Below are 12096 nucleotides of genomic sequence, written 5' to 3'. Positions count from 1 at the left end.
ACCCTGTCCAATGGGAGATTACCATGAAGGAGTACAAGATGCGACGCGGCGAACATCTTGAGGACCGCGTCCCGGACATGAAAGCGAAAGTCGAGGAGTTCTTCGGCGAAGTCACCGGCACCGAGGAGCACAACGGCCACGAACTCTACGTGGTCGAGGACCCCGACAACCCGGTCTTCGACAAAATTCTGGCCGGTGCCGCCGAGTACAGCGGCAAGAAGGACAAACTCGCGGTCCACTTCGAGGAGCGCGACGCCGAGGAGGTCATCGCCGAGGGCAACGCCGACGCCGCCGCCGACGCCGTGGACAAGAAGAACACTTTCCTGCTGGAAGCCACCGGCCGCGACGCCAAGGCCCGCCGCGACTCGATGAAGCGGCAGGTCGAGGACGACGCCGAGAAACCCGACGGCGTCTCGTAAATCGGCGCTCCCCTCGAATTCTCTCTTCTCGATAGCCGACGAGCGGAGCGGAAAGCGTCGCAAAGCCAGTATTCTCAGAAGTGGTCGCTCAGAAGTGGTCGCTGTTGGGCGACCCCTCGCCGCGACCCCCGCGTCCGCCCTCGTTGCGGTCGATGCCCATCACGCTCTCCGGTTGGTCGACGTCCCACCCGCCGGTCCCGTCGTCGGCGACTCGGACGGTCACGTCCTCGACCTCCTCGAAGTCCTTGGCGAGGTCGAGTTTGATGTTCTGGGCGGTCCGCGGGCTGATAGCACACCCCGAACACGCGCCGCCGAGTTCGACGACGACCTCGCCGCTATCGGGGTCGGCCTTCTGCACCGCGCTCTCGCCGCCGTGCATGCTGATGATGGGCATCTGCCCGGTCAGCCACCGCTCGACCCGAGCCTTCAGCGAGTCGTCGTCTTCGGTCATGAACTGAGTGTAGGGGCCTGCGGGTCGTAGGACTTTGGGTTTATTCCCGGTACCGCCGCCACGCGCCCGCCCCGAGGAGCGCCGCGACGCCCGCCGAAATCCCGAGGCCGGACGCGCTCCCCGCGGACGAATCCGTCGTGTCGCCCGATTCGGCGGTCGTGGTGTCGCCGCTGAGGGCGGCCTCGCCGGAAGTCGCGGTCTCGGTCGCTCGGTTCGCGGACTGGTTTCCACCGGTCGTCGTCAGCGCCGGGGGGTCCTTCTGGGGTTTGTTCCTCGCGTCCTCTATCGGGAAGGTGTAGAGGCCGCCCTTCCCGTTGTCGCGCCGCCCGTAGCTACTGGCGACGAAGAATCGCTCGCTCGCGCGCTTGGCGGTCCAGAACGACGCTTCGTCGGGCATGCGCCACCACGCCAACTCGGTGGGGTTCGCGGGGTCCGAGATGTCGTGAATCTTCACGCCGCCCTGATACCACGACGAGAACAGTCGATTCCCCACGATGTCGAAGTTGTGCGAGGTGGTCCACGTCCCGCCGATGGAGGGACTGGACGTGGCCGGAGGGTCGATGGTCGAGAGCTTCCGGGGATTCCCGGGGTCGGAGGCGTCCCAGAGGTCGATGCCGCCGGGGCCGCCCTTCCCGTCGGCCGCCCACGCTTCCTTGTTGATACCCAGCAGGCTCCCGTCCTCGTTCGTCATCGCGTAGTGGGCGTTGCCGGGGAGTCGGATGACGTGAATCCGGGCCTCCTCGCTCGGAATCTTCCGGAGTTCTCCGAGCGGTCGCCCGCCGATTCGCGCCCGGAACTGCGGATTCGCGGGGTCGCTCACGTCCACGAGGTAGGTTCCGGCGTCCCAGTGTGAGAGGTACGCCGTCCCGTTCCGGACCCACACGTCGTGGAGCGTCCAGACGCCCGAGGGGACCTCGCGCCACGCCTCGTTTCGGGAGGCGAGCGACCAGCGCCCGACCTCCTCGGGGTTCCCGTCGCTCACGTCGACCATCACGAGCGGATTGGTCGCTCCGTTGTTGCCGGTGAGGTAGACGATACCGTCTCGGATGAAGCAGTTGTGAATCGGGAAGTCGGTCTCGTGGAAGGCGATTTGGGAGGGGTTCGCCGGGTCGCTCACGTCGTAGAGGACGAACCCCTGAAGCACGTCGCCCTGAATCGGGTTGGCCGGACCGGCCGCGACCAGTCGGTCGCCCTCGACTTTCACGTCCTGAATCAGTCTCAGCGGCCCGGTCTCGCGGTCCGAGAGCAGGCCGCGCTTCTCGAAGACGAGTCGCGGGTCGCTGGGAATCTGGACGTCCACGACCGCGAACCCGTCGGTCGCGGCGACGTAGGCGTACTTCCCGCTCGGGTCGGGAACCGCCTCTCTGGCGTTCTCGACGGGGATGCTCCCGAGCGGACTGTAGGGTCCCGGGTGAGCAGTCGTCGTCTCGACCCCTGCGACCGTTCCTGCTGTTCCGAGCGCGACCGACCCCGCGACCCCCCGAAGAAACGCACGCCGTTGCATGGGCGTATTGACGGCCCGGAACAGGATAAAAGGGAGGGCAGGGGCGAATTAGACCCTCGAACTCGTCCGGTCGCCCGTACCGCCGGTCAGCGCGCTGGCGATGGCACCCTTTAGCACCACGTCGTCGCCGAGGTTGGTGAGCTGCACGTCGGGGACGTTGTTGAACACCATCTCGCCGACCCGCTCGCGGATGGGGTCCACGACCAGCGACTCGTTGTTGAGCGCGACTGCGCCGCCGACGTAGACCACCAGCGGCGCGTAGGCCTGCGTGATGTTGGCCACGCCGAGCGTGTTCCAGTGGGTGAGTTGGTCCACGACGTGGTCCGCAAAGTCGTCGTCGCCCGCCGCCTCGAACACGTCGATAGCGGAGAAGTCGGGGTCGCCGAGGGGCAGGTCGGTGTCGAGGTCCCCGGCGCCCTCGGCCAGCAGTTTCGCGTACTCGGGGATGTTGTTGCCCGAGCAGTAGGCCTCCCAGTGGCCCTCGCGGCCGCATCCGCAGGTCCGGCGTCCTCGGGGGTCCACGACCATGTGGCCGACCTCGCCCGCGTTGCCGTCCCACCCGGAGAGGACTTGGCCGTCCACGCAGACGCCAGCGCCGATACCCGAGGAGATGGTCAGATAGACCATGTCGTCGGGGTTGCGGTCGCTGTAGAATCGCTCGCCGATGACGCCCGCGTTGGTGTCGTTGTGGAGGTACACCCGGTCGCTGTCGATGAGTTTGCCGATGGGGCCGGTCAGGGGAATCCGGTCGATGGTGTCGGGGAGGTTCGCCGGGCCGTCGATCGCGCCGTCGGCCAAGTCCAGCGGACCGATGGAGCCGATTCCGGCGGCCCGGACGCGCGCCGGTTCGAGGTCGGCGGCCTCGCAGGCCTCGCGGATGCACTCCAACACGGCCTCGGTGACGGCGATGCCCGTCGGCCCGTTGGGCGTGTTGGCCCGGTGTACGCTCACCACGTCCCCCTCGTCGTCGGCGACTGCCGCCCTGACGTTCGTCGCGCCGAGGTCAACGCCCACGTAGTACGCCATTCACCCGGGTAGGACGGTCCGGCGGCACTTAACTACAAGCATTTACTCGGCGACGAGTATGTGGTTCGGTGGCGTGATTCCGGTCCCGCGGTGCGATTCCTCCCACGAAGGTTAACATCTGTGGCGTGCTATCTATTAGCATGGCTGGTTCGGACGACTCCCTCGACGCGGACGCCAGCGACTCCCCCGGCGCAGACACCGACAACTCTCCCGGCGCGAACACAGCCGACTCCCCCGGCGCGGACCTCACGGACGAGGAGGTCCAAGCACTCCACGAGGTCGAACTCGGCATCGAGTGGCTTCACCGCGCGCACGGTCACCTCGTGGAGTTCCACCACGCGACGGGGCACGCGATGGACCACCTCGCGGACGCCGAGGAGTGCCTGCGCGAGTGCGGCCACGACGGCCTCGCCGACCGCCTGCGCGACGACCTCCTCCCGAGGGGAGTTGTCGGCGATACGTGGTCCTACAGCGTGCTGGAGGCGTTTCAGGACGGCCCGCTGGACAGCGCGATCGCCTTCGAAATGGAGGCCCGCGAGGACCTCGCCGACGGCGAGCGCCACGTCGCCGAGCGCCGACAGGAGCGCGAGTGGAAAGGTCGCTCGGAGAGGTAGGCCGGTCGCGCCGCGCGCGGCGCGACCGGCCGCGACTCGGCGAACGCTCGGCTGAGCAAACGTCGGGGATGTGCCTGACTGACCAGCTGTCAGGATGCGCTCGACTGACCAACCACCGAGGACGCGCCCGGCCGAACAGACCACAGTTTGGGTGGATGAAAGGGGCCGCCCGGTCGCGCCGAAGGCTTGGTCGTCTCCGGCGGCCCTATTCGCGGGCCGGGCGGTGCTGAGAGGCCCGCGAATATCCGTCGGAGCGACCGCGACCGGGCGGGGGCTTTCTAAAACAAAAACACAGGCCGATTCGTCGCGGTCCGATTCCAACTTCAGGTGAGAAGACCTCAGTCCCCCCGAACGAACGTCACCGGGCACGGAGCGTTCAGCATCACCTCTTGGGCCGTACTCCCGAAGACCGCCTTGCCCGCCGGGGAACGCTTACGCCCGCCGACGACCACGCGGTCGGCGTTGACCTCCTTCGCCAACTCCACGATGGTCTCGCCGTGGTCGCCGACCCGGCCGCGGACGCTGTACTCGACGCCCGCCGCGTCGAACTCGTCGGTCAGTTGGCGGACCGTGGCGTGGCGCTGGGCGACCTCGTCGGGGTCGATGTCGCCCGACGGGTCGTAGTCGAGGTTGCTCACCACGCCGTCGAACTCCTCGTCGGTGAAAACGTGGGCCATCACGACCTTCGCACCGGTCGGTCCCGCGACCTCGCTGACCGCGCTGGCTAACTCCTCGGTGCGTTGAGCGTCGCCCGGCCCGACCGCGAGCAAAATGGTATCGAGTGCCATACGGACACGTCTACCTTCCGGATATTAAGGATGTGTGGCCGTTTCGGCAGGTCGGCGGGCCGACAGTCGAGACTGGTACTCGGTCGGAAAGGAATGGGGGGTTCCCCTATAGGGAATAAAAACAATGCTTAAGAAATTGAAAATATTGCTTTATCTCTCCCTCGCCTCATTCTGCCGTCTGGAAGCCTCAACGTAGAAATACGTCGAAGCCGAACCCCCGCGCATGATTCGACCCGACCTGAGCGAGCGAGTCGCGCTCGTGACCGGGAGCGCGAAGGGCGTCGGCCGAGAGCTACTGCTCGAACTCGCCGAGCGCGGCGCGTCTGTGGCGGTCCACTACCGCTCCAGTCTCGACGCCGCCGAGGAGACCGCCGAGGACGCCCGCGACCGTGGTGCGCCCGAGGCGACCACCGTGCAGGGCGACGTGGCCAGTCCCGGCGACGTGGACGCGATGTTCGACGCCGTCGAGGACGAGTTGGGCACCGTGGACGTGCTGGTGAACAACGTCGGCCCGTTCGCGCCCCGCCACTGGGAGGACATCTCCTTCGAGGAGTGGAACACCGTCCTCCAAGCCAACGTCAACGGCACCTACCTCTGCTGTAAGCGCGCGCTCCCCGAGATGCGCCAGCAAGCGTGGGGCCGCATCGTCAACATCGGCTACGCGAGCTCCGAGAAGGGACTGATGTCCCCGAAGAACGCGCCCTATTTCATCGCCAAGCAGGGCGTGCTGATGTTCACCCGGATGCTCGCCAACGACACCCAGTACGAGGGTATCACCGTCAACGCGGTGTCTCCCTACGTGGTCGAGAACTCCGACGAGTTCCCCGACGGCCTCCCGCGAGGCCGCCCCGCCGGATTCGAGGACGTGGCGCAAGCGGTGCTGTTCTTCTTGGAAGAGGACAGCGACTACATCAGCGGCGAGAACATCGAGGTGGACGGCGGGTGGTTGCCCGAGACGGTGTGAGTGGGGATTGGCCCGCGCTCAGATTCCGTCCGGGTCCCACGCCTTCCCGTCGGCCGACCAGCCTTGACGCCCTTCCTCCAACCGAACCGCCTCGTCTATCAGCTCCTCCTGCTCGCGCACCACGTCGGTCATCGTCAGCACCCCGACGATTTCGAAGTCCTCGACCACGGGCAACTTCTTCACGCCGTTCTCGCGCATCTCGCGGACCGCCTTCCGCACGGTCGCGTCGGGCGCGGTCGTCACCAGCGACCCGCTGGCCGCCTTGGCGACCGGAATCTCGGTGAAGGGCCGTTCGGAGAGGTAGCCAGCCTTCAGCGCGTCGCTCTCGGTGACGATACCCGCCGGGCTCCCGTCGCGCGTGACGAGGGCGCTCCCGACGCCCTCGCGGAGCATCCGCCCGACTGCTTCTTGGAGGGCGGTGTCGGCGGGGACGGTCACGACCTCGGTCGTCATGGCGTCTCGAACGAGCATACCAGAACGTGACGCGAAGAGTACAATTTTGTTGGGGTTACGGATGTCAATCGGACTCGGCATCCCCTCGGCGGTAAGATTCAGCTAAATCGGAGACGGAGTTCGGGACTCGAACTCGCTGTGAATGGTCTTCCGGGAACCTCCGTTGGATACCAGCGACGAGGAACCCAGCGAGGAGACAGACGACGAACGGCGTCCACCAGAGTAAGTGTCGGTCTGTTCCGAGTACGACAATCAGTACTGACAGTACAGCAAACCCGAGTGAGATGCTGACGTCGGCGAAGAAGATCGCTCGTCGGTTTGCAGATATGACCTGCTGATTGTATTCGATTTTGTCTTTGTAGGACAGCAGGCGATTCATCAAATACTGCCTCTCCGATGTCGAGTGCTGTATAACCGTGTCCAGTTCGGTCGAGTGGAAAGGACGTCGAACGGCTGTTCCAACACCGAGTGTAGCACTAATCAAGAGAAAGATACCGAGAAAGAGTAGAACTGACCCGAGATACGCTAGGTAATCGGCGCGGACACAGATCGGTTGCTGGCCAATTGCACAAATCGCGTTGTCGAATATCTTCTTCTCTACTTGTACATCGGAGTAGGCTGCCGCCGTCCCGAGTCCGACGAGTAATAGAAGAACGATACGAAGCATTCGAGTGGCGTGGTCGCCGATTCCTCGAATCGAATCGAGTTGCTGTTCTAACGTGTGTTTTGCCGCTCTGTACTCCGTTAGTAGAACGTTCTTGTCCACCCCCATGACTATTGCTAGCAAATAGCTTCATTCGATATATAGATTCGGTGTCGGCCCTACTCGCGGAACTCACGACCCCGACAACAACTTCTTCAGATGCTCGGTCGAGAAGAAGGAGGTCGGCTTGTCCATGTGAACCCCAATCTCGCCCGAAAAAGCCGACAACCCGACCTTCTGGACCTCCTCCGGGAGCGAGTAACACTTCCGAATCCAGTGGCCCAACTGAATCTCGCGGCTCAGGTCCTCGCGCCACGCCTCCTCGTAGTCCTGCAAGGTCGCGGGGCGCTCGGGGTCTACGACCTTCGCGGCGTGGCTGGCGGCGGTCATGCCGTAGAGGATTCCACCACCCGTAAACGGCTTGGTCTGGGCCGCCGCGTCCCCAATCAAGAACGCCCGGCGACTCGTCACGCGGTCGGCGGGACCGATGGGAATCATGCCCGCGCAGAAGTGAGTGGTCTCCACGTCGTACTCGTCGGTGAACTCCTCGAAGAGGTCGTTCGCGCTCGGGTCCGACCCCGGAGGAGCCGCGAGGCCGTACTCGACGCCCGAGTCGCCTCGCGGGATGCGCCACGCGAAGAATCTGGGCGCGGTCAGGTGAACGTCCACGTAGTCGCCGGGGTCGTCCTCCTCGGAGAACGCCAGCACGCCCTGTAGCTTCTCGCCGGGTTCCGGCAGGTCGAGTTCCGACCGGACCCGCGAGACCGGGCCGTCGCACCCCGCGACCATCTTCGCCTCGAAGGTCTCGGTCCCCTCGGGCGTGCTGGCCGTGACCTCGACGCGGTCGCGGTACTCCTCGACCGCGGTGACGCTGTGGTTCTCGCGGAGGTCTGCGCCAGCGTCCTCCGCGGCTTCGGCGAGAAGCTTATCGAGGCCCACGCGGTCGATGACGTTCGAGACGACCTCCCGCTTGTAGAACTGGTAGTCGTCGCTTCCCGGTCCGCCGACGTGGAAGCGCGCGCCGTAGACCTCGTTCTGGAGTAACTCCTCGCGCGCGCCGTCCGGGGTGAACTCCCAGATGTCGGTGCTGACGTGCCCGGAGCAAGCTAACGGCTTGCCGACTTCTCCTTTCTCCAGAGTCAGCACGTCGTACCCCCGCTCGGACGCTCGCCGGGAGAATCGTGACCCGGCAGGTCCTGCGCCGACGACTACGAAGTCGTACATCGCTCGGGCGTACTACCCTCTGGCCCAAGTATTCACCGCTCTGTTCCCCCGGACCCTCCTCGACGTATCCCCGAACTATCCGTCGACGTTCGGTGGTGTCTCCTGCTGAGCGAGTTGTCGCCGCCGCACGTAGTGGGTCGCCGCCGACAGCGCGAACGCCGCGACGATGAGGACGCCCCAGATTTCGTCGGGTATCGCCGACAGCGGCGGGACGTCCAGGAAGTCTCCCAGAACCAACACCGCGCTCACGACCGCCAGCGCGAGGTAGTACCGAATCCACGGGAACTCGTCCTGCGGACGGAGGTACCCCTCCAACTGCGCTGCGTTGTCCGACAGCTCTACGACGCCGCGGTTCTGGTTGTAATCCACGATACCCGCGTCCGCTAGCTTCGGGAGATGTGTCTGATACAGGGATGTGTAGACCGACTTGCGCTCGTTGGCCGACAGTCCCTCGACGGTCGTGTCGTTCTCCCAGGCCGCCACCTGCTCGGCGAGTTCGCTCAGCTCGACCGGACGGTCCTGCTGCTTCAGGTAATGCAGCGTGTATCGCCGCCGCCGGTTCTTCAACACGTCGAAGATGAGGTCTTCGGACAGTGTTTGTTGTTCCGGTGAGTTATCAGCCGAGCTCATGCTACCGAAATCGCTCAATCGCTTGTTGCGTCGGTGCCACCGCCACCCGTCCCATCACGGTACGCCAGTTTCTCCCGGGCCGCACTTTGTTATCCAGTACTTAGCCGTCCCGGGGTCCGGACCCGAACCCGTTGCACGGCGGTAATACCGGGATTCTCTGCGTTAACGTGACGATACAGCGCCGTATTCCAGAAAACAGGAGGTCGCTCGGAGAGTCAGTCGTCGGTCGCTGGCGCGGCCTGCTGCTCTCGGTCAGACCGCGGCCCCTCCAACTCGACTTCGGGGAGCATATCCCGAAGGTACTTGCCGGTGTGCGAATCGTCGTTTCGGGCGACCGCTTCCGGGGTACCCGAAGCCACGACTTCACCGCCGTTCTCTCCGCCCTCGGGGCCGAGGTCGATGACGTTGTCGGCGTTCTTCACGAGGTCCAACTCGTGTTCGATGACGACCACGCTGTTTCCTTGGTCGGTCAATCGCTGGAGGACCTCGATTAGCTTTCGCTCGTCCTCCTTGTGGAGGCCCGTGGTCGGTTCGTCCAGCAGGTAGAGCGTGTCGCCGGTGTCCTTCTTGCCGAGCTCCTCGGCGAGTTTGACGCGCTGGGCCTCGCCGCCCGAGAGGGTCGTGGAGGGCTGGCCGAGGTTCATGTAGTCCAGCCCCACGTCCTTGAGCAGGCCGAGCCTGCGGGCGATTCGCTGGTCGTGTTCGAAGAAGTCGTAGGCCTCCTCGACCGACATGTTCAGCACGTCCGCGATGGTCGCGCCCTTGTAGGTCACGTCCAGCGTCTCGTCGTTGTAGCGCGCGCCGTCGCACTCCTCGCAGGGGACGTAGACGTCCGACAGGAAGTTCATCTCGATTTTGACGGTGCCCTGTCCGCCGCACTCCTCGCATCGCCCGCCCTTGACGTTGAACGAGAACCGGCCCTTCTCGTAGCCGCGCTGTTTCGAGAGCTTCGTCTCGGCGAACAGCTCGCGGATGTAGTCGAAGACTCCGGTGTAGGTCGCGGGATTCGACCGCGGGGTCCGACCGATGGGCGACTGGTCGATGAGCCGGACCTTCTCGATGTTTTCGATGCCCTCGATGGCGTCGTGGTCGCCGGGGTCCACCGAGGTGTTGTCGTTCATCTCGCGGGCCAGTCCCTTGTAGAGGATGTCGTGCATCAGGGTGGACTTGCCGGACCCCGAGACCCCGGTAATCGCGGTGAACTGGCCGACTGGGATGTCCACGTCGAGGTCCTTCAGGTTGTGCTGACGCGCGCCCACAACAGTTAGACTCTCGTCAGTTTCGCGCCGTTCGTCGGGGACCGGAATCTCCTTGCGGCCCGCGAGGTAGTCGCCCGTGACCGACTCCTCGCAGTTCTCGACCTCCTCGACCGTGCCCTGCACGACGACCTCGCCGCCGCGCTTGCCCGGCCCCGGCCCCATGTCGATGACGTTGTCGGCCCGGCGCATCGTGGCCTCGTCGTGTTCGACCACCAGCAAAGTGTTCCCGAGGTCACGAAGCTCCTCCAAGGTGTTCAGGAGTCGGTCGTTGTCGCGCTGGTGGAGGCCGATAGACGGCTCGTCCAGCACGTAGAGGACGCCGACGAGTCCCGACCCGATTTGCGTGGCGAGTCGGATTCGCTGGCTCTCGCCGCCCGAGAGGGTGGCGGCCTCGCGGTCGAGGGTGAGGTATTCGAGGCCGACCTCCTCCATGAAGCCGAGGCGCGCGCGAATCTCCTTGAGAATCTCCTCGGCGATTTTGGTCTCGCGCTCGTCGAGGGTCTGCTCCAGTCCCTCGAAGTGGTCGAGCGCGTCCCCGATGGACATCTCGTTGACCTCGGTGATGGCGGTGCCGTCGACGTAGACCGACCGGCTCTGCTCGTTGAGGCGGGTGCCCTCACACTCGGGGCACTCCGTGACCGCCATGTACTCCTCGATGTGGTCGCGGGTGCTGTCGGAGTCGGTCTCGACGTACCGGCGTTCGAGGTTGGGGATGACGCCCTCGAACTGCTCGTCCTTCTCGCGGGTGCCGTTCTTGGTCGTCCACTCGAAGTGAACCTGCTCGTCGGTTCCCCAGACGAAGGCCTCCTGCACGTCCTCGGGGAGGTCCTCGAATGGAGTATCGACGCTCACGCCGAAGTGGTCGGCCACGTTGTCGAGCTGTCGCCGGTAGTACGTCCGGTTGTAGCTCCACGGCTCGAAGACGTGCTTGAGGGGCTTGGACGTGTCCTGCACGACGAGGTCCTCGTCCACTTCCTTGGTCTCGCCGATGCCCTCACACTCCGGGCACGCGCCGTGGGGACTGTTGAACGAGAACGAGCGCGTCTCTATCTCGCGGAAGTCGATGCCGCAGTGGGTGCAGGCCAAATCCTCCGAGAACTCCACGACGAGGCGGTCGTCGGCCTCTCCTGCGAGGTCCCCCGTGGAACGAGCGGTCGCGCCGCCGATTTCGCCCGCGGCCTCTTCCGGCGGGTCGGGGAGGATGACTTTGAGAACCCCGTCTGCCTCCTCCAAGGCGGTCTCGACGCTGTCGGTGATTCTGCTCCGGGCCTCCGGAGAGACCTTCACGCGGTCCACGATGACATCGATGTCGTGGTCGTAGTTCTTGTCGAGGTCCGGTCGGTCCATCGTGAGGTCGAACTCCTCGTCGTCCACCTCGACCCTGCTGTAGCCTTCACTCACGAGGTCGTCGAAGAGGTCCTCGAACGCACCCTTCTGGTCGCGGACGACCGGGGCGGCGATTTTGGCCTTGGTCCCCTCGGGGAGTTCGAGGACGCGCCGGACCATGTTCTGGGCGCTCTGCTCGCCGACCTCCCGGCCGCACTCGGGGCAGTGGGGCGTGCCGATGCGGGCGTACAGCAGGCGGAAGTAGTCGTGGAGTTCCGTGACGGTGCCGACCGTCGAACGGGGGTTGTTGGCGGCGTTCTTCTGGTCGATAGAGATGGCGGGCGACAGTCCCTCGACGTTCTCGACCTGCGGCTTGTCCATCTGACCGAGGAAGTTCCGCGCGTAGGCCGACAGGCTCTCGATGTACCGGCGCTGCCCCTCGGCGTAGACCGTCTCGAAGGCGAGCGACGACTTGCCGGACCCCGACAGCCCCGTCACCACGTTGAACTTTTCGCGCGGAATGGAGAGGTCGAGGTCCTTGAGGTTGTGCTCCTCCGCGCCCTTCACGTCGATGTAGTCCTTGCTCATCGTTTTCGTGTGTCAGTAAAACGTCTCTTCGCGTACTGTGCCGTCTCGTTCATCAGGAGATAACAGGGATTCAGGGCACTTAACGGGACTGTAATGCAATCGACTGTCACTTCTGACGGACTCGGATCGCCCCACAAAATTCCTCTA

12 protein-coding genes are annotated in these 12096 nt (G+C 64.9%); 3 read left to right on the top strand and 9 right to left on the bottom strand.

The window, feature by feature from the left end:
* Positions 1-23: 23 nt before the first annotated feature.
* Positions 24-419, top strand: a complete 396-nt coding sequence (locus EPL01_RS18720; RefSeq protein ID WP_135826813.1) for a DUF5611 family protein — start codon at positions 24-26, stop codon at positions 417-419.
* Positions 420-507: 88 nt separating this feature from the next.
* Here EPL01_RS18720 and EPL01_RS18715 read toward each other — a convergent pair whose 3' ends face one another.
* The 3 genes from EPL01_RS18715 to EPL01_RS18705 are packed head-to-tail and all read right to left on the bottom strand — an operon-like array spanning position 508 to position 3400.
* On the bottom strand, positions 508-870 hold the full coding sequence (locus EPL01_RS18715; RefSeq protein ID WP_135826812.1) for a NifU family protein: 363 nt from the start codon (positions 868-870) through the stop codon (positions 508-510).
* A gap of 40 nt (positions 871-910) precedes the next feature.
* Positions 911-2374 (bottom strand): LVIVD repeat-containing protein, encoded by a 1464-nt coding sequence (locus EPL01_RS18710; protein ID WP_135826811.1) that lies wholly within the window; start codon positions 2372-2374, stop codon positions 911-913.
* 48 nt (positions 2375-2422) lie between these two features.
* Positions 2423-3400 carry an ROK family protein gene (locus EPL01_RS18705; RefSeq protein WP_135826810.1) on the bottom strand — a complete coding sequence of 326 codons (978 nt, stop codon included), beginning with the start codon at positions 3398-3400 and terminating at the stop codon, positions 2423-2425.
* A gap of 140 nt (positions 3401-3540) precedes the next feature.
* Here EPL01_RS18705 and EPL01_RS18700 point away from each other — a divergent pair, with 140 nt between their 5' ends.
* On the top strand, positions 3541-4014 hold the full coding sequence (locus EPL01_RS18700) for a hypothetical protein (RefSeq protein WP_135826809.1): 474 nt from the start codon (positions 3541-3543) through the stop codon (positions 4012-4014).
* A gap of 338 nt (positions 4015-4352) precedes the next feature.
* Here EPL01_RS18700 and EPL01_RS18695 read toward each other — a convergent pair whose 3' ends face one another.
* Complete coding sequence (locus EPL01_RS18695; RefSeq protein WP_135826808.1) at positions 4353-4802, bottom strand: universal stress protein; 450 nt, start codon at positions 4800-4802, stop codon at positions 4353-4355.
* Positions 4803-5025: 223 nt separating this feature from the next.
* On the opposite strand from EPL01_RS18695, the gene EPL01_RS18690 reads away from it, so the two are divergent.
* Entirely contained in the window at positions 5026-5766 is a 741-nt protein-coding gene (locus tag EPL01_RS18690) for an SDR family oxidoreductase (protein WP_135826807.1), read from the top strand.
* A gap of 18 nt (positions 5767-5784) precedes the next feature.
* On the opposite strand, the gene EPL01_RS18685 is transcribed toward EPL01_RS18690, so the two are convergent.
* From EPL01_RS18685 to uvrA, 5 genes are all read right to left on the bottom strand, one after another.
* Complete coding sequence (locus tag EPL01_RS18685) at positions 5785-6237, bottom strand: CBS domain-containing protein (protein WP_135826806.1); 453 nt, start codon at positions 6235-6237, stop codon at positions 5785-5787.
* A gap of 46 nt (positions 6238-6283) precedes the next feature.
* Positions 6284-6991 (bottom strand): hypothetical protein, encoded by a 708-nt coding sequence (locus tag EPL01_RS18680; protein WP_135826805.1) that lies wholly within the window; start codon positions 6989-6991, stop codon positions 6284-6286.
* Between the two features lie 63 nt (positions 6992-7054).
* A complete protein-coding gene (locus EPL01_RS18675) occupies positions 7055-8146 on the bottom strand; it encodes a geranylgeranyl reductase family protein (protein WP_135826804.1) in 1092 nt (363 codons plus the stop codon).
* A 75-nt stretch (positions 8147-8221) separates the two neighbouring features.
* A complete protein-coding gene (locus EPL01_RS18670; protein WP_135826803.1) occupies positions 8222-8776 on the bottom strand; it encodes a DUF7344 domain-containing protein in 555 nt (184 codons plus the stop codon).
* A 215-nt stretch (positions 8777-8991) separates the two neighbouring features.
* Positions 8992-11949 (bottom strand): excinuclease ABC subunit UvrA, encoded by a 2958-nt coding sequence (gene uvrA, locus EPL01_RS18665; RefSeq protein WP_135826802.1) that lies wholly within the window; start codon positions 11947-11949, stop codon positions 8992-8994.
* Between the last annotated feature and the right edge of the window lie 147 nt (positions 11950-12096).

This window comes from Halorussus ruber, from assembly GCF_004765785.1.
Lineage (GTDB): Archaea > Halobacteriota > Halobacteria > Halobacteriales > Haladaptataceae > Halorussus > Halorussus ruber.
Note: the sequence above shows the minus strand (reverse complement) of the source record. Positions and strands in the feature narration are given on the sequence as shown.

What these genes read in the sequence shown, in the direction of transcription:
- EPL01_RS18720 (WP_135826813.1), top strand. Translation starts at nt 24, where the DNA reads ATGAAGGAGTACAAGATGCGACGCGGCGAACATCTTGAGGACCGCGTC.
- EPL01_RS18715 (WP_135826812.1), bottom strand. Translation starts at nt 870, where the DNA reads ATGACCGAAGACGACGACTCGCTGAAGGCTCGGGTCGAGCGGTGGCTG.
- EPL01_RS18710 (WP_135826811.1), bottom strand. Translation starts at nt 2,374, where the DNA reads ATGCAACGGCGTGCGTTTCTTCGGGGGGTCGCGGGGTCGGTCGCGCTC.
- EPL01_RS18705 (WP_135826810.1), bottom strand. Translation starts at nt 3,400, where the DNA reads ATGGCGTACTACGTGGGCGTTGACCTCGGCGCGACGAACGTCAGGGCG.
- EPL01_RS18700 (WP_135826809.1), top strand. Translation starts at nt 3,541, where the DNA reads ATGGCTGGTTCGGACGACTCCCTCGACGCGGACGCCAGCGACTCCCCC.
- EPL01_RS18695 (WP_135826808.1), bottom strand. Translation starts at nt 4,802, where the DNA reads ATGGCACTCGATACCATTTTGCTCGCGGTCGGGCCGGGCGACGCTCAA.
- EPL01_RS18690 (WP_135826807.1), top strand. Translation starts at nt 5,026, where the DNA reads ATGATTCGACCCGACCTGAGCGAGCGAGTCGCGCTCGTGACCGGGAGC.
- EPL01_RS18685 (WP_135826806.1), bottom strand. Translation starts at nt 6,237, where the DNA reads ATGCTCGTTCGAGACGCCATGACGACCGAGGTCGTGACCGTCCCCGCC.
- EPL01_RS18680 (WP_135826805.1), bottom strand. Translation starts at nt 6,991, where the DNA reads ATGGGGGTGGACAAGAACGTTCTACTAACGGAGTACAGAGCGGCAAAA.
- EPL01_RS18675 (WP_135826804.1), bottom strand. Translation starts at nt 8,146, where the DNA reads ATGTACGACTTCGTAGTCGTCGGCGCAGGACCTGCCGGGTCACGATTC.
- EPL01_RS18670 (WP_135826803.1), bottom strand. Translation starts at nt 8,776, where the DNA reads ATGAGCTCGGCTGATAACTCACCGGAACAACAAACACTGTCCGAAGAC.
- uvrA (WP_135826802.1), bottom strand. Translation starts at nt 11,949, where the DNA reads ATGAGCAAGGACTACATCGACGTGAAGGGCGCGGAGGAGCACAACCTC.